Origin of the sequence: Hoylesella timonensis 4401737 = DSM 22865 = JCM 15640, from assembly GCF_000455445.1 — a bacterium.
GTDB classification, from domain to species: Bacteria; Bacteroidota; Bacteroidia; order Bacteroidales; family Bacteroidaceae; genus Prevotella; species Prevotella timonensis.
This window is the reverse complement of sequence record NZ_HG417093.1, coordinates 264397-286633: the sequence shown is the minus strand read 5'-3', so window position 1 is coordinate 286633 and position 22237 is coordinate 264397. Positions and strand designations below refer to the sequence as shown.

The 22237-nt window shown below is 41.4% G+C and carries 16 protein-coding genes and 6 pseudogenes; 10 read left to right on the top strand and 12 right to left on the bottom strand.

What is annotated here, in order from left to right; genetic code table 11:
- Positions 1–47: 47 nt before the first annotated feature.
- Positions 48–446, top strand: a complete 399-nt coding sequence (locus BN35_RS05790) for a hypothetical protein (RefSeq protein ID WP_025072856.1) — start codon at positions 48–50, stop codon at positions 444–446.
- A gap of 216 nt (positions 447–662) precedes the next feature.
- On the opposite strand, the gene BN35_RS05785 is transcribed toward BN35_RS05790, so the two are convergent.
- On the bottom strand, positions 663–1646 hold the full coding sequence (locus BN35_RS05785; protein ID WP_458692667.1) for an ISAon1 family transposase: 984 nt from the start codon (positions 1644–1646) through the stop codon (positions 663–665).
- A 1-nt stretch (position 1647) separates the two neighbouring features.
- The gene (locus BN35_RS05780; RefSeq protein ID WP_025072854.1) at positions 1648–1992 is read right to left on the bottom strand and encodes an ISAon1 family transposase N-terminal region protein; all 345 of its coding nucleotides are present in this window, start codon (positions 1990–1992) and stop codon (positions 1648–1650) included.
- A 341-nt stretch (positions 1993–2333) separates the two neighbouring features.
- On the opposite strand from BN35_RS05780, the gene BN35_RS05775 reads away from it, so the two are divergent.
- Positions 2334–3203: an IS982 family transposase gene (locus BN35_RS05775; RefSeq protein WP_025072853.1), complete on the top strand. Its 870-nt coding sequence runs from the start codon at positions 2334–2336 to the stop codon at positions 3201–3203.
- 16 nt (positions 3204–3219) lie between these two features.
- Here BN35_RS05775 and BN35_RS05770 read toward each other — a convergent pair whose 3' ends face one another.
- Both BN35_RS05770 and BN35_RS05765 read right to left on the bottom strand, forming a co-directional pair.
- Positions 3220–4272: a hypothetical protein gene (locus BN35_RS05770; RefSeq protein ID WP_025072852.1), complete on the bottom strand. Its 1053-nt coding sequence runs from the start codon at positions 4270–4272 to the stop codon at positions 3220–3222.
- Between the two features lies 1 nt (position 4273).
- The gene (locus tag BN35_RS05765) at positions 4274–6439 is read right to left on the bottom strand and encodes a hypothetical protein (RefSeq protein ID WP_028901349.1); all 2166 of its coding nucleotides are present in this window, start codon (positions 6437–6439) and stop codon (positions 4274–4276) included.
- A 131-nt stretch (positions 6440–6570) separates the two neighbouring features.
- Between BN35_RS05765 and BN35_RS14410 the strand changes: the two are divergent.
- A pseudogene (locus tag BN35_RS14410) lies at positions 6571–6723 on the top strand (IS982 family transposase); the annotation flags it as partial.
- 1 nt (position 6724) lies between these two features.
- A pseudogene (locus BN35_RS13500) lies at positions 6725–6850 on the top strand (IS982 family transposase); the annotation flags it as partial.
- Between the two features lie 166 nt (positions 6851–7016).
- Here the strand turns inward: BN35_RS13500 and BN35_RS05760 are convergent.
- The gene (locus BN35_RS05760) at positions 7017–8045 is read right to left on the bottom strand and encodes a beta propeller repeat protein (RefSeq protein ID WP_028901348.1); all 1029 of its coding nucleotides are present in this window, start codon (positions 8043–8045) and stop codon (positions 7017–7019) included.
- A gap of 39 nt (positions 8046–8084) precedes the next feature.
- On the opposite strand from BN35_RS05760, the pseudogene BN35_RS13495 reads away from it, so the two are divergent.
- A pseudogene (locus BN35_RS13495) lies at positions 8085–8237 on the top strand (IS982 family transposase); the annotation flags it as partial.
- Between the two features lie 41 nt (positions 8238–8278).
- Here the strand turns inward: BN35_RS13495 and BN35_RS05755 are convergent.
- The gene (locus BN35_RS05755) at positions 8279–9220 is read right to left on the bottom strand and encodes an IS30 family transposase (RefSeq protein ID WP_044071271.1); all 942 of its coding nucleotides are present in this window, start codon (positions 9218–9220) and stop codon (positions 8279–8281) included.
- Between the two features lie 172 nt (positions 9221–9392).
- Between BN35_RS05755 and BN35_RS13490 the strand changes: the two are divergent.
- Positions 9393–9506, top strand: a pseudogene (locus BN35_RS13490) (IS982 family transposase); the annotation flags it as partial.
- Between the two features lie 59 nt (positions 9507–9565).
- Here the strand turns inward: BN35_RS13490 and BN35_RS14115 are convergent.
- The 3 genes and pseudogenes from BN35_RS14115 to BN35_RS05740 form a co-directional block, all read right to left on the bottom strand.
- Positions 9566–9861: pseudogene (locus tag BN35_RS14115) on the bottom strand (plasmid mobilization protein).
- A 449-nt stretch (positions 9862–10310) separates the two neighbouring features.
- Positions 10311–10622, bottom strand: a complete 312-nt coding sequence (locus tag BN35_RS05745; RefSeq protein WP_021670260.1) for a helix-turn-helix domain-containing protein — start codon at positions 10620–10622, stop codon at positions 10311–10313.
- A 7-nt stretch (positions 10623–10629) separates the two neighbouring features.
- Complete coding sequence (locus tag BN35_RS05740; RefSeq protein WP_025064883.1) at positions 10630–10899, bottom strand: helix-turn-helix domain-containing protein; 270 nt, start codon at positions 10897–10899, stop codon at positions 10630–10632.
- A 546-nt stretch (positions 10900–11445) separates the two neighbouring features.
- Here BN35_RS05740 and BN35_RS13810 point away from each other — a divergent pair.
- Positions 11446–11586 (top strand): hypothetical protein, encoded by a 141-nt coding sequence (locus BN35_RS13810; RefSeq protein WP_169337607.1) that lies wholly within the window; start codon positions 11446–11448, stop codon positions 11584–11586.
- A gap of 77 nt (positions 11587–11663) precedes the next feature.
- Here the strand turns inward: BN35_RS13810 and BN35_RS05730 are convergent, their stop codons facing one another.
- Genes BN35_RS05730 through BN35_RS05720 form a run of 3 tightly spaced genes read right to left on the bottom strand, consistent with a single transcriptional unit; the run spans position 11664 to position 14659 of the window.
- On the bottom strand, positions 11664–12152 hold the full coding sequence (locus BN35_RS05730; protein WP_025064882.1) for a DUF1896 domain-containing protein: 489 nt from the start codon (positions 12150–12152) through the stop codon (positions 11664–11666).
- 20 nt (positions 12153–12172) lie between these two features.
- Complete coding sequence (locus BN35_RS05725; protein ID WP_025073050.1) at positions 12173–13435, bottom strand: site-specific integrase; 1263 nt, start codon at positions 13433–13435, stop codon at positions 12173–12175.
- 3 nt (positions 13436–13438) lie between these two features.
- Positions 13439–14659: a site-specific integrase gene (locus BN35_RS05720; RefSeq protein ID WP_025073049.1), complete on the bottom strand. Its 1221-nt coding sequence runs from the start codon at positions 14657–14659 to the stop codon at positions 13439–13441.
- Between the two features lie 299 nt (positions 14660–14958).
- On the opposite strand from BN35_RS05720, the pseudogene BN35_RS05715 reads away from it, so the two are divergent.
- The 3 genes and pseudogenes from BN35_RS05715 to BN35_RS05705 form a co-directional block, all read left to right on the top strand.
- A pseudogene (locus tag BN35_RS05715) lies at positions 14959–16101 on the top strand (type IA DNA topoisomerase); the annotation flags it as partial.
- A gap of 96 nt (positions 16102–16197) precedes the next feature.
- Positions 16198–20709, top strand: coding sequence for a DUF2958 domain-containing protein (locus tag BN35_RS05710; RefSeq protein ID WP_025073048.1), 4512 nt, complete (start codon positions 16198–16200; stop codon positions 20707–20709).
- Between the two features lie 264 nt (positions 20710–20973).
- Entirely contained in the window at positions 20974–22227 is a 1254-nt protein-coding gene (locus tag BN35_RS05705) for a site-specific integrase (RefSeq protein ID WP_044071269.1), read from the top strand.
- Positions 22228–22237: the final 10 nt, after the last annotated feature.

Here is a 22237-nt window from a genome sequence, read left to right as displayed (position 1 = left end):
TATGCTGCTGAATTAAGGTATTATTTTAAAACAAACACAAATAAAGTATGAATGAGACTTTAGTACCCCAAATTACAATTGTAATTCTTAGCGCAGTAGTAACCTACTTCTTAGCAATTTATAAAAATATTACTTTTAAGAAGAAAGAAGTAACAATAAAATACTTAATTGAAGCATGGAAAATGTTAGAAAGAGCATCTTGTAGAGAAGATAATAGATATAATACAGATGTAGAAATAGCAATTGCTAATATTCAACTCTTTGGGACAACACGACAGATTGAACTAGCACAGAAGTTTATAGAAGAAATAGCAAGAAACCATTCTAGTTCAGCATTAGAATTATTGAATCAGCTTAGGAGGGACTTACGAAAAGAATTAAAGTTAGAAAAATCCTTTGTAGACATGAAATTTCTTCGATTCTCGAATTCTAAACTACCTAATTAATAGTCTAAAACTGCAGGATAGTCACTGAAAAGGTTATTTATATATTTTTTTTCATTGCCCCCATTTCATGGGATTCATAGAAAAGAATGTTTTATTTCTATAAATGAAGGTTTTGCAGAGGTCTCAGAATACCAACGTGCAAACAACCTTTTCTTCGATGAAACCACGAACGGGCAATTGTTGGGTCAGTCGTAAAACCCAGTTGCACCCCTCCTCTCATGCACATAATTTCATAAGCATGTAAAGGAAGAAAGGAATATCCGTTACTCCCCTGAACTGTGCCCTGAAGGCTTTGACTTTTGCGTTGAAGGATTCAGCATTGGCATTTGTGGCTCTGTTGACAAAGAAATTGAGTATGGTATCATAATGGTTCTTAAAGGTGTCAATCACCGTATAGAAGTTGTCCACCCCCAACTTCTCTACCTCGTTAAACCACTTAGCCAGTTTCAGCCTTGCCGCGTCCTTGATGCTTCTTGCATTATAAATATCGGTAAGTTCCATGGCCAGATCATAAGCTTTTTTGAGTTCCGGGTAGTTTTCAAAGATTATTTTCGCCCTTAGCCTTTGCGATTCCGTCCACTTGGACTTGTGTTTAGTCAGTATAAACTTCGCCCTGGCAAGTAGTTGCTTGCGTGTGTCACCGTTGCTATATCTGAATGGCTTGTAGGTTTCATTCTTGGCTTTGGCTTCCTTCATCTCCTCATTTTCTCTGTCCCTTGCCATCCACCGGTAGGCTATGCGCATGTCGTCCAAAGCGTCATAGTAAAGTTTCTGCACATGAAACCTGTCACTGGTGATGAGTGCCTTGGGGAACACCGTGCGCGCAATGATCATCATAGAGGAAGACAAGTCGAGCGTTATCTCCTTGACAGTCTTTCTTTTGGAAAGGTCAATCTTTTCCAGAACACGGATTACATCCTCGGCTTTTGTTCCCCTGACCACAGCTACCAGAGTACCCCTGCCACCTTTGCCAGCCTTGTTGGTCAGAAACGTATAGACCTCACCGCTGCTCAGACAAGTCTCATCGATACTCAGGCTCTCTCCCAGGTTCTCATCAAACAGCAGCCAGTCTCCCGCATGCGACAACTGCTCCCACCGGCGATAATCGCTGAAATGCTCCTTGTATTGGGTGGAAAGCTGCTTACCGTCTACGCCATAATGAGAGCCGATACCTGTAATGCTCTCCGCAGTAGACTCAATTCTATTCTTTTAAAAAAGAAACGAACTCAGGGGATAGTTTGCTGCCCTCAGCCGTCAGGTCATCGTAAGAATAACTGAATATCTCACCCGTGGAACTGTCATGCCATTTTCGACGGCGGACATGAAGGTAAACGGGTTTGCCACGAAGGGGAAAGTCTTGGACAACCCGTTCGGCGGTAAAGCCGTAACTGCTTACCGTGCCGGCCTTGCGGTCTGCTTTTTCCATAAAGTTACGCTCATCCAACCAGAAGTCTATCTGGGAAATGTTCTCTTGGATATCTATCACATCAAAATAATCTGCGAGTATCTCTGGAAAGATACAACGCAACAATTGCTCGGTCTTCATGATGCAAAGATAACAAATACTTATGAAATTATGTGCATGAAGAGAGGAGGGATGCAACTGGGTTTTACGACTGACCCCAATTGTTACGGTTCCGAGAAAAATTGCGAATGAAAAAAGAAAAATATACGGCGTTGGAGCAACAAATCCGTTCAGAAGTAGAAGCCATATCCGTAAAAACATTAAAAGATGGCAATGTTATCTTAACGTGAGTTCGATGAATTATAAGTGTCTATAAATTTGGTGATTAGTGAAATTTGTTGTAACTTTTAGGTATTGATTTACAAACAATTACAAACAAAAATCGCTATGATTACCGAGACAAAGTTACTGAAATATTTTGTATGGCAGATGATTTCTGCAAGTTTTTTGATGCAATGACAGCAAAATATACGCTAAAGCCTACTGGAAAAAGAAAGTATCATCGAGATTCCTCGATGTCAAAGGCAGAAGTCATGCTAATAATGATTCTTTTTCACGACTCTGGTTATCGCTGCTTTAAACATTTCTATCTTGAAAAAGTATGTAAGCATCTGCGTAATTTGTTTCCTAAAGTTGTCTCATACAACCGTATAGTAGAATTGGAAAGGGAGGTTGTCATTCCACTCGCTTTGTTTATCAAGAAAGTCTTGTTAGGAAAATGCACGGGCATAAGTTTTGTTGACAGCACACCACTGCGTGTCTGCAAGAACCAAAGAATACATATTCATAAGGTTTTCAAAGGTATAGCCCAAAGAGGAAAATGCTCCATGGGTTGGTTCTTCGGTTTCAAATTGCATTTGATTTGTAATGAGAAAGGAGAACTTCTCAACTTTATGATAACACCGGGAGATGTTGATGACCGTAAGCCGTTGGAATACAAAGTGTTTGTAGATTTCATATATGGCAAGCTGGTCGGCGACAAGGGGCACATCGGCAAATATCTCTTCCAAAGGCTGTTTGTGGATGGAAGACAACTTATTACCAAATTGAATAGTAACATGAAAGGAGCTTTGATGAGCGTTTCTGACAGACTCTTACTCAGAAAAAGATCCATTATAGAAACTGTGAATGATGAGCTTAAGAATATTGCACAGGTGGAGCACTCCAGACATAGATGCTTTGACAATTTTATCGTCAATTTATTAGGCGCTATTGCAGCCTATTGCCTGTTCCCCCAAAAGCCGTGTATCAATGTACAAAGGACTATTGACACACAGCTTGCTCTGTTCTAAATTCGTCGAACTCACGTTATCTTATAATTTTAATGTGTCCGTTTTCAAGTACACCAAGTTGAGTAAGGATATCTCGTTTTAATTTGCTAAATGGCCGATTAAGATTTTCTGTTGAATCTAATTCTGTGCCAAAAAACATTCTATATATATCACGTTCTGTATAGCCATATTCTTTCAAGGTGTCATTTAGCAAATGTGAAAGATATGAACTTGGATTTTTCTTAAAAAATAACAGTATGTCTTTAACTTCAAGTTCTCCGTGGTATGTATAGAGCTTCTCAATTTCAAAATCATTAAGCATATGTTGTTCCTTTATATCGGTTGTGTTTACACAAATTACCGAATATGTCATATCTTTTTCCAATTTATAATTGAACTGAAAAACTGGTTCTTCAGAGGTTAAATCATGATATGGATGTATGTGGGTATCAAGGCTGAAAATAGTATTCCTTTTTATTGAACTATTACATATTGAACAGCAGGGAATTAAATTATATATATTTAGAGACAACAAAGGATATAATTCTTTGGAAAACCAGTGATCTAATTGTGGACGTGCGATTCGTTCCTTATCATTTTTTCCATTAACAGTGATAACATATTGGCGATTACAATATGTACAAGTGTTACGACCTTGCCCCATGGACAACTTATATGAGCGTGATTTATTTCTGGATAGTTGTCCGTCGTAATCAAATATATCAAGTATTTTTTTTAGTGTTCCAAAATATTTTTGGAATAAAGGTTTTTGAGCCACATCGCGATAGTTCCCTTTGTTTTTTGCTTCAAGATATAATGGAAATTCATTTTCATCGTAATTAGGAATAATTTGTCCCATTAAGTTATTACATAGTTCGTGTGATTCTTGAGGTTTATAAAGCAATAGGTGCTCCAGTATTGATTTGTCATCTGAGCCATCTTCAACTTTAGGTATAAGCACATCTTGTATCTTTTGTTCTAAAACGGGGTCCCCATTATCTCTTTGCTTAATTCGCAAGTATAATCCATTAAGCATGGTATTTTTATACCATGTGATTAATTCAGATGACGGCGCTTTTAAATTCCACATATTAGTTGTTTTTTAATTCATCTATTTGACGTTGCAATTCTTTTATCTTCTGTTCTTTATCTGCTTCAGAAAAAACTCTATGATATTCACCTAAAAGGACATTTCTAATAATGGGCTCATCAATTAGCATAATCTTCTCATGAATCCTTGTATCATCAGCTTTTCTATTTTTCTTTGCATCTTCCATTTCTTGAATAATGCTTTTTATGGTAAGCTCTGCATAAGCGCCAATGGCTCCCTTTGTCAGAAAGAAACTATCTTTAAGTATATCATGAATATTTGCTCCAAATGTACTTAAGTGAGTTTTTTCCATTACATCTGTACTATTAATCTTTAATGCCAAGATATTACGGCTCGGTATATCGGATAGGATAAAGGGTGAATGCGTTACAAAGGAAATATGAATACTTCTAATATTAGGAATCTGGATTTGTTTGATTCCTTCAAGGAGATTTTTAATATAAGTTCGTTGCAATTCGGGATGAAAATATAATTCTATTTCCTCCATCACAACATTAATATGCTTATAAGCAATTCGTTGCTTGTTTGAATCATTCCAAACCGAGTCAAGGTTGGAAAGGTGATACAGAAAAGCACTAATAGAATATGCTTGTTGCCTTTCTCCAGAACTGAGAGTTTCAAATAATACTGGATTTCCACTATCCTTATCTCTAAGTTCTATCTGAATATTGTAAAATGGGGGTGGAACTAATTCCTCAACAGAATAAATAAAAATTTTCCCAATACCAATTTCTTCTTTCTTCTTTTCGCTTTTTATTATGTCTGATGTATTGATAGACGTTTTATTGATGTCAAAGAAACAACAATCACCATTGTAATCATACTTCCCATAAACTATATATGCTAATGTCTGATGTATTTTTCTTGTAATATGAGAATGATCAATGCTCATACGTATGATTAACTTACGAAGAGATTCTTCATCAATCTTATATGCTATATTTTGATGATCTCGGAAGAAACGGTTGTACTGTTTATATTGTTTGGATATTTTTAAAGTTTTATAAACCAAATAACCAATAGCAGTTTCATAATTTTTACGCACATTGGAAAAATTAGATAAATTTTCAGCAATCATCTCTCCCCAATATTTCACTATTAAGTCTTTAAATTTATCAAAACCTCGTTGCTGAAGTCTCATAAATCCAAGATGTCGATTTAAGTACTTTGCGTTATAATCGATCATTCGATTGGACAATTTAAGTCCCGTAACCTCAAGATGACTATTAATAACACGGAATTGAGATTCTGGCATAATTAATAGAGTGATTAACCGTTCTCTTGAGAGTGTATTTTCTGTATTGATATTTATATTGCCTTTGGTTCTAAATGGGGACAATACAATAGGAGTTTGATACCCATCATTTTTATGGAATATACCATTCAACCAATTCCTATATTCCACATCATACGTCTTTTTCTTTTCTCGCCTAATTAATTCTTCTAATCTATCACTATTACTTTCTTGATGATAGTCAGTTGTATTATATGCGTAAATACTATAGTTCGATATATAAGTATAAAAAAAATGACTATATAGCTTGTTTAACAGACTATCATTTTTGGGTTTCGATGCAAATTTGGGAAATCTCCATTCTTGCATCGGTGATTCGCTCATATCGTCTTCTGTGAATGATTTATTCATTTCATTATCAAAAATGTCTGCTGTATTATGTAAGACAAATTCGTGCATTTCATTTAATATTTTCCCTGTTGGGGAATAGCTCTCCAGTATTACATTTCGGCTTACAACTTTTAATCTATACGGAATAGCATCTATCATATAATAATATTCACCTACAATGTTATTTATGTAATGTAAATGTTGAGATCCAGGGTTAGTTTGGTATTCACCTAATGTGGCTGCTGCAAAATTATTCACTAACCGCATATAAAATTCAACTAAAGAACTTTTCCCAGAACCATTTTCACCGACAATCGCAGAAATACATATATCTGGACTATTTACATCCGCAAATAAGTTCTGAAAAATTATATCCTTTTCAAGGCGATAAGAAGAAACATATAAATGTCCTTCATTTGTAATTTTAAAACCATCTAACAAATAATATATTTTATGTGTCTCTAGTTTCCTTTTACCGACACTATCATCTGATAATACTCTAAGTGCTATTGGTGTCAACATATTTATTGTCTTTTGTCTGCAAAGTTAATGATTATTTATGGTTCAAGATGATACTTGCTCACTTATGGTGTGATTATAACTATCATAATATGATTTCAACCCGTTGGCGGAATTAATTTAAGTTGATAAACATGAATAAAAAGTTGCACATATCGTCGATTTTTAGTAACTTATTAGTATTCAAAACGTTAAGTTCAAACCGTCGTGTGTACAACCTTTATACAAAATTCGTCAAAATACTTGAGATATGCAAGCAATTCTCTGAAAATCTCGTCAACGAATCTTCATGCGAAAATAACGAATGGTTTGTTTGCCAGAATCATTGGCAAAATTAGTTCACTCATCATTCTGCAATACGTAAACTTCATTAACAACAGGCCCATTGGCAGAATTAAATATGCACTAAATTAATTCCGCCAACGGGTAAAGAATGTGTTCATGTAGTAATTGCAATAATGTGAAGGCAGAACGTTGATCCATACCTTCACATTTTTTCTTATCAGGTAATCTTGATAGTCTTCATAATTCCCAATTTGGAGCATTGCCAGCCTTCTATGCATCTTATAAGATGCAACCACTACTCTAATACGATTTTTTGCATTCTAGCACCACCGCTGTATATATAAACAATGTTATTAATTAGACAACTGGGGCGTATATAGTTAGGCTCTTCTAGCTTTTTGATTTGCCAAGTTTTGCCTTTATCTAAACTATAAAGCAAATCGTATTCTATAAAAGCACCTTTTATATTACCAATAAATCCTATTGTTGCTTTATCATTAGATTGTAAATTTTCGATAATAGAATAGTTCTTGATTTTTTTTATAACTCTCAAACGGTGTGCATAGGGTTCATAGCTTATTAAAGAAATTTCTTTTGCATCCGATAAACTATTGCCAGCAATTATTACAGTATTATTTTCTTGGCTTACTATACTTTTGGGCATTATAGAAAGTTTTATTTCGTTATTCACTTTTTCTGCACTTCCAAAATACGAGGTTTTACCACTACTAAAAATTGCATATGACTTTTCGTTTATGCCTATTCCTTGCAAGGCATAATTTTCAATATCAATACTATCTATATTTTGATTTTTATCTAATGAATATAACTTTATTGGACCTCTGTTATTTGTATAAAAAACTTTACTATTATTATTCCAAATTTCAGATATCGGTTTTGTTTTTATGATTTTTTCAATATATCCTTTTTTTATACTAAAAACTGCAATGCTAAAATTATAATCTTTTCTCACATCATTTCGTAAAATATAAACATAACCATTTAGTTGAGTACATATATTAAAATAACTGTAATTTAAACTTGAATTTATTTTAATCCAATTTCTTCCTCCATCGGTGGTTTTATAAATATTTGCTTCGTCTATTAATCTTGGAATATTATTTGGATTTTCTAATTCCTTTTCCGATAATTCACCATATTCTGTATATGTCCCAAACAAATATCCTTCGTTATCTGTTTTGAAATACATATAAGAAAACGTTTGATTTACATCGGGTATTCCTTTACATTTAATCATGTTCGATTCGTCTTTACAACCAAGCAAGAGCAACAACAAACTATTTAAAAATATAAGCTTTTTCATAAGTCTACCCGTTGGCGGAATTAATTTAAGTTGATAAACATGAATAAAAAGTTGCACATGTCGTCGATTTTTAGTAACTTAGTAGTATTCAATACGTTAAGTTCAAACCGTCGTGTGTACAACTTTTATACAAAATTCGTCAAAAAACTTGAGATATGCAAGCAATTCTCTGAAAATCTCGTCAACGAATCTTCATGCGAAAATAACCGCAGAGTCAACCAGCAAGTGCAAAATTATAAAACGTATTTGAAGAATTCACACTTTGGAGTAGAAAAGTTTAATTTTTCTCTCGGTCTTTCGTTCAATTTTTTTTGTATCGACATAATTCTCTTTTCTGTATAATGCTCAAACGAATCCTTTTTCGGTATATATTGTCTGATTAGTTTATTTGTATTCTCAATAGCTCCCTTTTGCCAAGAACAATATGGATCAGCGAAGTACACGGGCACGCCTAAGAACTTGGTAATGTCCTTATGTGCTGCAAATTCAGGTCCGTTGTCTGTTGTAATGGTCTTCAGAATATCCTTGTATGGTAGCAGCAGTTTCCTAACTACCTTTGCCAGAGGCTTTGACTGCTTTCCAAATGGCAGTTTCTGCATAAGCAGCATATTGGTGGATTTCTCTACCAGTGTGAGTATGGCATGCTGGTCAGGGTCTACGATCAAGTCCATCTCAAAATCTCCAAATCTCTTCCCGTCAACTTCCTTACTTCTTTCATGGATACTCAACCTGTCTTTAATTGGAAGATGTCTGCCCTTGGGACGATGTCTGTATTTCATCTTATGCCTTGTGTGTTTGGCAAGTTCCCCTGTTGTATCATTATGAATGATATTATAAATGGATTGGTGGGACACCCTTATTCTCTCATTCTTGCGCAGATAACCTGATATTTGTCGTGGAGACCACTGGTCATTGGTGATATATTCCTTAATTCTCCAGACTAATTCGTTAGAGAGCCTGGCGTTCTTTACCGTTCTCTTTCTGCGCTGCATAGCCATATCGTGCGCCTTTGTCCAGATATACTTTCCTGATGGCGTGCTGTTGCGTTTAATTTCACGTGATAGTGTTGACTGACTGATGCCGACGATTGCGGCAATCTCTTTTCTCCCTGTTTTCTTTTGGAGTAAGGCGAAAATTTGCGACCTTTGCTCCGAGGTTAATTGATGATATTTCACAATACAAAGTTAATTAATCTTGGGGAGACAGAGGTCTCCCTTTTTTATTTGTATTGCTGGTTGTTTTTTTCCTCGCCGAGAGATGCAGACAACCTCTCGCTACGCTTCGAGAACGTCTGCATCTCTCGGCGAGGGTTACTCTTTTATTGCACTTCGTTTTGGAACTTGCATAACGAATGGTTTGTTTGCCAGAATCATTGGCAAGATTAGTGCACTCACCATTCTGCTATACGTAAACTTCATTAACAACAGGCCCATTGGCAGAATTAAATATGCACTAAATTAATTCCGCCAACGGGTTGTTATATGAATATGACGATAGACCTCTGTTAACTCCACAGTTTGTTACTGAAGTAACTTGAACTTTTCCGTGAAACTTATAAGTTCACGGAAAAGATTTTGTACGTTCTTATCAGTCATAAGGTGCAAGAGTTTCGCCATCTGATTGTAGTTTCGCCTATTCCGTGAACATTCGTAGTAAGTTCGGACAGTTTGCGGTTATATTCCACGGCAAACTTGTCCACCATGATTACCTTGAAATTCTCCCCGAGGATTCGGGCACGGACAATATCGGACTTGCTTACCGCACCCGATTTGTTGTACAGGTCGATGGCTCATAGCTGATCCTTCACGTCGGGCATACGGGTGTCCCATCTATCCCAGCATGGCACTTCCTCTGTCTCTCTGTGTCCGTAACGATTGTTGTTGGCTACTTCTAATTTTAGCCTAATCTTATGTTTTATTCTGTTATCTAATCACGACTTTGGAGTGATTTAATCCCCTTTTGGGGCAAGGGTCTTTGTGGTACAAATGATAATTTGTGGTACAAAGACACACCTTGCCAGTATAAAGAAAGAGATAGTTTGTTATGTTCCATAAAGCAACCTTTCTGGGGTGCTTTTGATAGACGAGAGTTCAAAGTTCAAAAAGTAAGTCAAGAGATAAGTTTTGACTAATTTCTTGACTTACTGACTTTATGAGCTGACATATTTTTGACTAAAGTTAATTTTGACTTAGGTCGAAACTAATTTTTTGACCAAAGTCATAACTGACCATTTTACTTAAGTCGCGACTGATTTCTTAACTTAACTCATAACTTACCTGTTTGCGGTATTGGATTATAATACTTTTCAAGCATTGTTTGTATGTCGCTCTGTTTGTAAAGTATCTTCCCTCCGATTTTGTAGAATGGAAGTATTCTTGCATTTTTATACTCTTGGAGCGTGCGTGTGCTGAGCCGTAAGTGGCTGCACACTTCCTCGCTCGAAAGGTAAACCTCGCCATCTAACATCGGACGAGCTGTGGCACAATACCGCTCCAACTTCTTCAAAGTACCTTCCATCAGTTGTGAAAATAACTGCATCTGAGGGTCTTCCTGCGTAATGATTTCATTCTCTGCCATAATTCATTCATTTTTTGACTTCATTCAGCATTTCGCTGATGTCGGTCTGTTTGTAATAACACTTGTGCCCAATCATGGAGAAAGGGATTTTTCCCGTATCTCGGTATGATTGCAGGGTACGCTTGCTTATGCCCAAACGCTTGCACACGGCTTCGTTGTCGAGCCATTGCTCGTTCTTAGGAGGATTACCAATGAGTTTTTCCACACGGTGGATAAAGTCTGCAAATTCGGAGCGATGCCGCTCCCACGCTTTGCGGTCGATGATAATGAGTTTCATTGCTTTGATATTGTTTTGATTACTATATTGTTACTCGGCAATGGAGCTGTTATGCTGCCCGTTGCCGTACTTATCGGGTGCAAAAGTAAGTGGTCAAGAGCATCGCTACAAGGGATGAGGAAAAGCAGGGAAATGTCAGGAAGACAAGAGAAAAGACCACGAGAAAATCCCTCAGCGTTATTGCGGTAATGAGATGAGGTGCCGGTTCTTTCCTTTTATTGCATATTTGTTGGTCTATCAACAGTTCGATAGTTCGACAAATCGAGATGTCGAACTATCAATAGTTTGTTTTGACGATAGTTTGTTTTGACGATAGTTTTGTTTTGACGATAGTTTGTTTTGATGATAGTTTGTTATGACGATAGTTTGTCTTGACAATAGATAGTCTTGACAATAAATTGTTATGACAACAAATTGTACAGACAATAAGTTGTATAAAAAATGGCTTGTCATATAATAAGATTGTCAAGACAATCGTTAGTTCTAACTATTGTTTCTATCATTCGCTTTTGCGTCCAAAGAGCCTGAGTATGCCGTATTCTTGTAGTGCCTATACTCTCTACGGCAGCCCTGCCCTGCAAGGTTGGGAGAGATGAATACGACCGCACGGATATTGAGGATTGTAGTACCGCCTTGAAAAAGAAAAATCCTGCGGTGGAGATTCTACTCTCCATCCGCAGGACTTGACCTTTCAGGGCAGACAGGCTGCCGTTGTACCTTTGCACGATAAGAAACGGCATCAGGAACTTTGCGTGCGCCTTTGCCTACAACGCCTTCGGGCTTGCTTCCTCCGTCTGTTTGACCGTTGGCAGGTTGTTGCTCTCGATGAGCAGTACTATCGTGCCTGTCAGTTCGGTGTAAAGACGGTCGTATTGTTCGCTTGCGGCAAATTCGTCCGTCAGTTCGTACCCAGCGAATGTGGCTTGAACAGCCTTGTTCGCCAACAATAAAAACGAAAGCCTCTCGGGGAGCGGTGCAGGGAGTTTCCTCTCAAACTCGTCCTCCAAGACAGAAACAAGGGTATCGTACTTTGAGAAATGCAGTCCACTGAAAAGCACTTCACTTGCTATTCTTTCTGCTTCTAAATGATTAAAACCTTGCGCCACGGCATCGCAGTAGGCGGTCAGTGCTATGTCGGCTCTTGCCGTGATAAACTCCTTGTCTCCCAATCGCTCGGGGTGATGTTCACTCATATAGCTTTCCAACTTCAATCGAAAATAGGAAAGTTCCTTTTTGCTATTATCTGTTTTCATACATAAATTTTTGCTGATTTCTAAAATATTGTTGCGTTTTGCTTTTCGATAGCTTCCGTATAGTCAGAAAAAGCCTTACTTTTATGTTCTTGCAAACGGTTCATGTCCTCTCTGATTTTCAGGTCGGTAATTTTTCCATAAATCTGTGTCGTTCCAATGTCGCTGTGTCCGAGCATCTTGCAGAGCGTTTCCATTGCTATACCATTGGAAAGGCAGATGGTCGTGGCGAAAGTATGGCGAGCCATGTGAAAGGTCAAGCCCTTCTCAATTTGGCATATCTGACCAATGTTTATACAGGCGAAAGATGCCTTGCTAACGTTCAATGTTGGAAATATCAAATCATCGTGTTGTTTCCCTTTTATATGAATGTCAAGTATCTCCTTTGCGATGGGCAGAAGTGGAATGATGGCTTCCACGTCCGTTTTCTGTCGCTTGATACGTATCTCACAAGTTCCGTCATCATAATGGTGGATATGTTTAGGTGTCAGTCGCAACATATCCACACGAGCCAGTCCCGTAAAGGCACAGAAAATGAAGAGTTGCCTTGCTCGCTCGAACTGCTTGTTTAAGATGGGCGTTTGCAAAATGCGCTTGAGTTCTTCCGTTGTGAGATACCTTCTCGTGCCACGTGGTTTTTCCGCCTTAAAATCCACAAACGGGTCTCGGCGGATGTATTTTTTCTGTTGTCCGATGCTGATGAGCTTTCTCAAGAAAATAACCGTCATTTGAATGGTGGCAGGTGATAATCTGCGCTTGCTTTTAAGATAGAAATCCAATTCTTCGACAAAGCCATAGTCCAACCGTGAATAACCAATATCGGACATTCCGTATTTTTCCAGCAGGAAGGATACTATGAGCTGCTTGTCATAGATGTAGTTGCGGAAAGTGGATTGGGCGATGGAAATTCCCACACAAGGGCGTTTTTCCTCTATAAAACGGTCTGCCTCTTCCATGAGCATTCCATTGCTTTGTGAATCCTCCGTCAGACAATTTTTGAGCAGTTCTGCACTTACATACCCCTTTTGCCAAACCAGCTCATTGTATTTGGTTTGTATCTGTCCTTCCTTTTCTGTCAGTATGCGGTTGATGTTCTTCATTTCGTCAATGTCGCCTTTGCATCTGCCATGCTTTGCGTCCCAATTGTTTGGATTGATATCCAACCCCATACTGTATTGTACTTGTTGTCCGTCTATCGTGATTCGTCCCATTATCGGGCATTTGCCGTTCTTCTTCAGTTTGGAACGGTTGATGTAAAACAATGTCTTGAATGTACTGCGTGCCATAAGCTATAATTTTAAGGTGAAAGTGTGTTCTATCCGTTGTTGAATCTTCTGCATATCCTGTCTTATTCTTTCTGAATTGACCGCTGCATACACTTGTGTCGTTCTCAAATTGGTATGTCCCAACATACCGCTTACGGTTTCTATTGGAACACCAGCCGACAGGGTAATGACCGAAGCAAAAGTATGGCGAGCCATGTGAAAGGTCAGAGGGGTTTTCATACCGATACTTCTCTGTATGTGGTGCATCGCATTGTAAACCACGTCTCTTGGGGGAACGTCAAATACATATCCCGCACGTCTGCCCCTATATCTTTCCATAATGGTCTTGGCTGGGGAGAGAACTACTACGCGAAAAGGGGTCTTCGTCTTGACACGCTTGCTTTTAATACATAGCTTTCCTTCCTCAATGATGATGTTTTCCTCTTTGAGATTGCGTATATCCGAAATGGCAAGACCGCTGAAGCAGGAGAACACGAACAAATCACGGACGACACGATATTTCTCCCATTTGATGGGCAGGTCGATAATCTTTTGCAGGTCGTCCTGCGTGATGTTTCTCGGCGTTCCTTTCGTCTTTTCGTAACTGTAACCAATGAACGGATACATGTCTATCATGCCATTTTTGACAGCCTTGTTCACAACCGCCTTCAATGCAGCCAAGGCACTGCATATACTGCCACGTTTCAGTTTTCGGTCTATTGTCAGAAAGTATTCATAGCCTTCTATAAAGGAAATATCCAGCTCCATGAGCGGAATATCACTTAACTTGTATTTCCTACGCACATACTCCCGAAGAAGAGTTTGCTGATAGGTACGCAGCTCCAGTGTTTTCATTGCCCGGTCTATGCCCACTCTTTCATGAATCTGTGTGAGGTACTCAGCATAGCACTCTAAAAGCATTGCGCTTTGACAAAGCTGTCCCTGATAGGCATTGCGCACATCCGTAGCCGTGAATGACTCTCCACTTTCGCAAAGTTCCCGATAGCGTGCATGAATGAGTGCAGTGCATTCATTCAAATACCGGTTGATAGAATTTGCGATGGCACTCTTGCCGAGAAGACGTTGCTTTCTGCTATCCCAAAGAGATAATGGGACTTTCTTTTTGGCGGAAAAGGCGGAATGCTTCCTGCCCAGTTCTATCCGTCCGATAAGCGGCACCATGCCTTTTTTGTCCGCTCGTTTAGCCTGTGTGAAAAACGAGACTTTCAGTTTGTTTTCTTTCATTTTTCTGTCATTTTTTTCTAATTTCCTTTGCTTGCAAAGGTACATACGAACAAGAGTTCTTGAGCTATGCAGAAAAATGAAAGATGAGGAATAAAAACCTATGCCACAGTTGTTTATATTCAATTCGTAACCCCTTTTTGCTTTGTGCCCTATGGGTTACGAGTTGGTAACGGAACTATTGCCGTTTTTCGCTCAATCTTGCCATATCACAAAATGCAGAAAAGTGCATAAGTTGTTATTGTTCAAGTGTTTCCGTTCGTGTTTGCCCTTTCTTCTTTCATTGTCATTATTCTATGAACTATCCCCGCACAGGCAGCCGATACATCAGTGAGGATGTTTTCGAGGAAGTACCCGCCCTGCTGCACAAGATAGGCATCTCACTATCAAATCCACTTAATCGCCATTCGGTAGACAATGCAAAGATAACTGACCACCACGCCATTATTCCTACTGGGGAAACGCCTTCAGGAATGTCGGCAGATGAAACAACTATCTATCAAATGGTGGTCAATCGTTTCATCGAAGCATTTTCTCCCGATTCAGAGGAAGAGCGTATGCTGGTTCGTTTCACGGACGGCAACAGCACTTTTGCTTGGAAAGCGTGCCGACAAATCTCCTTGGGTTGGAAAGCCGTGCAGAAAGGTAAAGAAGCGGAAGCTGAAAAGAAAGAAGGGGGTGAAGAACAGGTTTTGTCTTCATTGCCAAACCTGATAGAGGGAGAAAACTTGCCTGTACTTGATGCAGAAATCACCGAGGATAAGACCAAGCCAAAACCACTCTATACGGAAGCTACTTTACTTTCAGCAATGGAGAATGCTGGGAAAGAGGTCGAGGATGCAGAAAGCAAAAAAGCTATGGCAGAATGCGGTATAGGAACACCAGCTACCCGTGCCAACATCATCGAAACACTTATCCTGCGTGACTATATCCGAAGGGACAAGAAAGCAATTATACCGACCGAAAAAGGCTTGGCTGTCTATGAGATTGTCAAGGACAAGCGAATCGCCAATGCGGAGATGACAGGGAGCTGGGAACTGACACTTGCCGCCATTGAAGCAGGACAAATGCCGCCCGAAAAGTTCGCGCAAGGCATCAACTCCTACGTTGGTACCATCTGCGAGGAACTCCTCTCGCTGGCTCCCAAACAGAAGTCTTATTCCACCTATCGCTGCCCCAAATGTAGCAATGAGAGCGTGGGCATCTATGCCAAGGTCGCCAAGTGTAGGCATGAGGACTGTGACTTTCATATCTTCCGTGAGGTTTGTGGAACGCTTCTCACCGAGGACTACATCCGGGATTTGCTAACCATAGGACGTACACCCATTCTCAAAGGATTAACCAGCAAGGCAGGCAAGAAGTTCAACGCCCGTCTGGTACTGAATGAAGACTATACCACATCCTTTGAATTTGAAAGCCGGAAAGGAAAATCAAGAGGGAGATAATCCCGACAGAAATAAAGAGGAACGGAATTGGTCGGGAGGTAATATACTTTATATCTTCCGACTTTTTTCCTCCTCCTTAATTAAAAAAGAAACACTATGGCATATAATAAGAAAAACGTCCTTGAAGCCAACACGGAAGCCATCCGTGTTGTGCTTCGCTTGGAAAAAGAACGCCGCGAAGCCACCGAAGCAGAGAAAAGTATCTTACGGAACTATCAGGGCTTCGGTGGCTTGAAATGCGTACTGAACCGATGTGACAGCCCCGACGACCTCCGTTATTGGAGCAAGTCGGAGCAACAGCTCTTCGAGCCTACGCAAAGGCTCAAACAGATGATTTACCGTGATGCCGTCGATGCCAATACCGCCAAGCGGTACTGGGAGAGCATCAAGGCAAGCGTACTGACCTCTTTCTATACCGATACCCGTATCGTTGCCGCCATTTCCGATGCGCTTACTTCTGTAGATGTACCCATACGTCGCTGCTTGGACCCTTCGGCAGGCATGGGAGCCTTTACCGAGACTTTTGCTAAAAGGGCTGGAATGGTCGATGCAATGGAAAAAGATTTGCTCACTGCCCGTATCTCACAATCCATTCATCCTTATGGGCAAGGCAACATCATTGTCCGCCAAGAACCCTTTGAAGCCATCGGAGAGTTGGAAGATAAGGAAAAATACGACCTTATTACAAGTAACATTCCTTTCGGGGATTTTATGGTCTATGACCGTGAGTACAGCAAGGGCAAGGACATTCTTAAACGTGAGTCCACACGTGCCATCCACAATTACTTCTTCGTGAAAGGTCTGGACTGCATCAAGGAAGGTGGCTTACTGGCATTCATCACCTCGCAGGGTGTATTGGACAGTCCCCGCAATGAAGCCATACGTCGTTATCTGATGCAGAACAGCCGCCTTATCTCCGCTCTCCGACTGCCATCAGGTATGTTTTCAGACAATGCAGGAACAGACGTAGGCAGTGACCTCATCGTCCTGCAGAAGCAGACAGGTAAAGAAATCAGCGAGGGGATTGAACAGCAGTTTGTAGAAACTCTTTCCGTTCCCAAAGAAGAAGGCTCTTCTGTCGTCTTCAAGCACAACTCACTTTTCGCAGGAGATTGGAAAGACATTGCTCACCGTATCATCGCCACGGAGCGCACGATGGGTACAGACCCCTACGGCAAGCCTGCATGGGAGTATCGCTTCGATGGCAGCATTGATGATATGGCGAAGAGTATCAGGACACAGCTCTCCTTGGAAGTTGAGCAACGCTTTGATCGAAAACTCTATGAAACAGGCATACCTATGACGGAGGAGGAACGGCAGAAAGAAGCCGAAAAACAACTGAGAAAGTTAGGTATAACGGTAAATTTACCCAAAGAGGATCCCAAAGTGCACAAGGAGGCAGATAACGCCTATAATCTGATGCCCGACAGCATCAGAAAGCGACTACCTAAACTGTACAGCACGGAAAAGGAACTTATTGGTGATAAGGTCGCCTACGCACGCTATTTCTTCCCGATGGGAGCTTACACGGCTTATCTTTTGGAGTACGACCCTAAGAGCCGCATTGGTTTCGGTGCTGTCACGATGGGCTACGGCTGGGAGTTGGGCAATATGTCGCTTGACGAGATGGAGGAAGTGAAGATTCATGGGCTGGGCATCGAGCGCGACCTGTACTTCTCTCCTAAGAAATTGCACGAGATAGCCGAACTGGAAGAAATCGTCAGGGGACAATATACCAAAGAAGAAGTGGTGACAGAGGAAATCAAGGAAAAGGCTGCACCCGAAGTTCAGACTTCGACAATGGAAGATAACCTTTCCACGGAAGAACCCAAAGAGGAAGTTCAAGTTGAAAAAATCAGTGAGCAAGTTGATAAAACGGGCGGTGAGCAGACAGTACAGATACAAGAGGCAGACTCTACTATTGAAGAATCAGCCCCAGAGGGAGTACCTGTGCTTAACCTTCACCGCCAATATGAGCAGGAAGTGAAAGAAATCCGCACCGATGTGGAAGCCCCACGGGAGATGAACGGGCAGACTGTCTATTTCGATGATGACCACCACCCAGTGATGGACGGCTTGGACGAGCGACAGGAAACGGAGCAGCCTTCACTGTTCGCTCCGGAGGAATACAATCTCTGGACGCAGGAAGTAAAGCGCGTGAACGGCGAGATTAAGGAAGTCCCTAAACCACAGATACAGGCTTCCGAAGAACAAAGGCTGACGGGAAATAAAGGAAGAAACGAGAATAAGGAGAAACAGCCAACAACTGCAACGCAGCACAGAACCAAGGGCAGAAGCAGCAAGAAGACTTCCTCTCAGTCATATCGTGAACCGTCTCTCTTTGATTTTATGAATGAAGCCGAGGAGCGCAAGCCGCAGCCGATAGCGGAAGTCAGAAAGGTATTTGACGCTTCCCCACGCCCTTTTCTATCATTGCCGGACTCTCACCTAAGAGATGGTTCCATTGTCGTGCAGAAAGGTCAGGTGGGGTTTCTTTCTGACTTAAAGCGACATCCAACCTTTAATCCGATGGACTTGCCGTATGCCCAGCTTTCCCGACTAAAAAGCTATATCGAGATACGGGAGTGCTATCATCGTCTCTATGACTACGAGGCAGAGAACCATGCAGAAGACAGGGAAGATAGAAACAGGCTCAATCATCTGTATGATGACTATGTTGCACGCTGGGGCTACTTTAACCAGAAGGCGAACACCGACATCATCAAGATGGATGCCACAGGCGTGGAAATGCTCTTCTTGGAACGCTCCGAGAACGGCAGGTACGTCAAGGCGGACATCTTTGACCATCCAACAGCTTTTTCTACCACAGAGCTGACCGTTGCCGCAGACCCGATGGAGGCACTGGGTGCATCGCTCAACAAGTACGGTACGGTGGAACTTGACTATATGAGTTCGCTTTTACCTGATATGGAGGAAAGCGACATCATTTCTTCCTTAGAAGGTCGCATCTATTATAATCCCGAAGAGAATGCTTATGAGGTTGCGGACAAGTTCATTTCGGGCAATGTAATAGAAAAGGCGGAGCGTATTGAGTCATGGCTCTTGGAACATCCCGACCACGAAGAGGCAAAGCAGAGTCTTGCTGCCCTGCGTGCAGCCACGCCGACACTCATTCCATTTGCAGACCTTGACTTCAATCTCGGTGAACGCTGGATACCTGCCAAAGTCTATGGCAGATTCGCTTCAGAGTTCTTCGGAACGGATATTAGTGTATCCTACCACTCCAACATGGATGAGTACAGCATTGTCTGCGACCAAAAGAATGCCAATATCTGGCACAAGTATGCCGTACAAGGTGAGTTCCGCCGCTATGACGGCATCAATCTCCTGAAGCACGCCCTGCACAATACCATTCCCGACATCAACAAGAGCAAGGAGGTGACAGATAAGGTTACGGGAGAGACCAAAACCATTAAAGTAAGGGACGGACATGCCATCCAGATGGCAAATGCCAAGATTGAGGAAATCAGGCAGGGTTTTGTTGATTGGCTCGGACGCACACCCGACACGTTCAAGCAGCAACTCTCCGACAGGTATAATCGTCTGTTCAACTGTTTTGTGCGACCCAACTTTGACGGTACGCACCAGACGTTTCCCGACCTTGACCTCAAACGGCTGGGCATATTCGACCTTTACAAGAGTCAGAAGGATGCCGTGTGGATGCTCAAAACCAACGGTGGCGGCATCTGCGATCACGAGGTGGGAGCGGGCAAGACGCTTATCATGTGTACGGCTGCCTATGAGATGAAGCGATTGGGACTGGCAAACAAGCCGATGATTATCGGACTAAAGGCAAATGTCTTTGACATTGCCGATACCTTCCGCAAGGCTTATCCCAATGCCAAGATACTCTATCCGGGAAAGAACGACTTCAGTAAGCAAAATCGCCAGCGCATCTTCAATGACATCAAGAACAACGATTGGGATTGTATTATCCTCACGCATGAGCAGTTTGGCATGATACCGCAGGCTTTGGAGATACAAGAAGCGATTTTGCAGAAAGAAAAAGATTCTGTGGAGGAAAACCTTGAAGTACTCCGTATGCAGGGAGCGGACATTTCCCGTGCCATGCTCAAAGGCTTAGAAAAACGTAAGCAGACCTTGGAAGCCAAGTTGCAGGGCATTCAAGACAGCATTGCCGAGCGAAAGGACGACGCCGTGGACTTCAAAATGATGGGCATTGACCACCTTTTTGTAGATGAAAGCCATCAATTCAAGAACTTGATGTTCAACACCCGCCATGACAGAGTGTCGGGCTTGGGCAATCCTGACGGCTCACAACGTGCGCTCAATATGCTTTTTGCTATTCGCACTATACAAGAGCGGTCGGGCAAGGACTTGGGGGCAACCTTCCTTTCGGGAACTACTATTTCCAATAGCTTGACTGAACTATATCTTTTGTTCAAGTACTTGCGCCCGCAAGCCTTGGAAAAGCAGGGCATCAACAGTTTTGACGCATGGGCAGCGGTATTTGCCAAGAAGTCCACCGACTATGAGTTTTCCATCACCAATGAGATTATTCAGAAGGAACGCTTCAGAACATTCATCAAAGTGCCTGAGCTGGCTTCGTTCTATGCGGAAGTATAGGAGTTGGAAGCAAGAAAAGGAGAAAAATGCGTATCTGATTGAAACACAAGATATATTGCCTGCTTTCTCATTGGGTTGCATCAAGGTAAATAGGCGAAAAATGGAGTGAAAAAGCAAGAGTTCAGTTACCAAATCGTTCGAGAAACGATGAAAGGAAAAGAACAGCTAAAAGTGGTAACTAAAACGGTGTTTTCTCTTTTATTATCAATGTTTTGCATCGCTCAAAGTTCCTCTGGGAAGTATAATTTTGTAAGCAAAAAAACAATGGAAAAAGAAAAAATCAAGCTGCTTTTCTACCTCAAAAGAGGTACGCAGGACAAAAACGGAAAAAGTCCCATCATGGGACGCATCAGTATCGGTCGCTCAATGGTTCAGTTCAGTTGCAAATGCGCCTGTACGCCAAAAATTTGGGATAGTCGTAAACAGCGACTTGTGGGTAAGAGTTCCGAAGCCGTATCAGTGAACAGGGAACTTGACCGACTGCAAGTAAGTGTCCATCAAATTTATGAATCGCTTTCGGGCAAGTTGAACAACACTGTCACGGCAGGGAAGATAAGGGAACTTGTATTCGGGTTAAACAGCGAGTCGCAGGGGCTGCTTCATCATGCGGACGAGTATATCGACCGCTTCCGTGAACGAGTTGGCATAGATCGCAGCGAAAGAAGACTGAAATGTCTGCTGCTCTTCCGCAAGCATCTGTCTGAATTTCTGAGATGCCGCTACCATGTGGACGATATTCCCGTGCAAAAAGCCGATACAGCCCTTATCAAGGACTTGGAGGAGTATTTTGCCAAAGAAAAGGGTTTTAAACTCAACACTTCGGCTGGTTATCTTACTATGCTGGCATCCCTGCTCAAAGACCTGCACAAACGGCACATCATAGACTCCTATCCTTTTATCGGTCATTCCATCCGCTGGGACGTTGGAACACCCCGATACATTACAAGGGAGGAAGTAAACAAGATTGCGGCATTAACCGATAACGAACTGCAAGGCTACGAGCAGGTGTCAAGGGATACGTTTCTCTTTTCGTGCTATACAGGGCTTTCCTACACGGATGTGTACCACCTCACGGTAGAGCATATCATCCACGAGTCTGATATGGATTGGATACGCAAGCCGAGAGTGAAGACGGGCAATGTATGTCACATTCCATTATTACCCGAAGCATCCGCCATCATTGAGCGGTACAGGGGCATTCATACGAGGGCGTTCCGCCACGAACCCCCAAAAGGGTATCTGCTGCCCATACCGGGCTGTGACACGTTGAACATACACCTCAAAAAGATAGCACGGCTTTGCGGTATTCAGAAAACGCTGACCTATCACATGGCAAGGCATACCTTCGCATCGCAGATGACGCTTTCAGAAGGCGTGTCCATCGAAAGCGTATCGAAAATGCTCGGACACAGCCAGATAAAGACCACACAGGTGTATGCAGAGACTTCTCCAGAGCGTGTCTTTCGGGATGTGGAGAAGATTCTCCCTCTCATCGCACAATATCGTTTAATCAACTAAAAGTCCAAGA

Excerpts from the sequence above, each read along its gene's own strand:
- BN35_RS05720 (WP_025073049.1), bottom strand. The coding sequence starts at position 14,659 with ATGAAAGAAAACAAACTGAAAGTCTCGTTTTTCACACAGGCTAAACGA.
- BN35_RS05705 (WP_044071269.1), top strand. The coding sequence starts at position 20,974 with ATGGAAAAAGAAAAAATCAAGCTGCTTTTCTACCTCAAAAGAGGTACG.
- BN35_RS05745 (WP_021670260.1), bottom strand. The coding sequence starts at position 10,622 with ATGGCAGAGAATGAAATCATTACGCAGGAAGACCCTCAGATGCAGTTA.
- BN35_RS05780 (WP_025072854.1), bottom strand. The coding sequence starts at position 1,992 with ATGAAGACCGAGCAATTGTTGCGTTGTATCTTTCCAGAGATACTCGCA.
- BN35_RS05710 (WP_025073048.1), top strand. The coding sequence starts at position 16,198 with ATGGCATATAATAAGAAAAACGTCCTTGAAGCCAACACGGAAGCCATC.
- BN35_RS05775 (WP_025072853.1), top strand. The coding sequence starts at position 2,334 with ATGGCAGATGATTTCTGCAAGTTTTTTGATGCAATGACAGCAAAATAT.
- BN35_RS05760 (WP_028901348.1), bottom strand. The coding sequence starts at position 8,045 with ATGAAAAAGCTTATATTTTTAAATAGTTTGTTGTTGCTCTTGCTTGGT.
- BN35_RS05730 (WP_025064882.1), bottom strand. The coding sequence starts at position 12,152 with ATGAAAACAGATAATAGCAAAAAGGAACTTTCCTATTTTCGATTGAAG.
- BN35_RS05725 (WP_025073050.1), bottom strand. The coding sequence starts at position 13,435 with ATGGCACGCAGTACATTCAAGACATTGTTTTACATCAACCGTTCCAAA.
- BN35_RS05790 (WP_025072856.1), top strand. The coding sequence starts at position 48 with ATGAATGAGACTTTAGTACCCCAAATTACAATTGTAATTCTTAGCGCA.
- BN35_RS05770 (WP_025072852.1), bottom strand. The coding sequence starts at position 4,272 with ATGTGGAATTTAAAAGCGCCGTCATCTGAATTAATCACATGGTATAAA.
- BN35_RS05740 (WP_025064883.1), bottom strand. The coding sequence starts at position 10,899 with ATGAAACTCATTATCATCGACCGCAAAGCGTGGGAGCGGCATCGCTCC.
- BN35_RS05765 (WP_028901349.1), bottom strand. The coding sequence starts at position 6,439 with ATGTTGACACCAATAGCACTTAGAGTATTATCAGATGATAGTGTCGGT.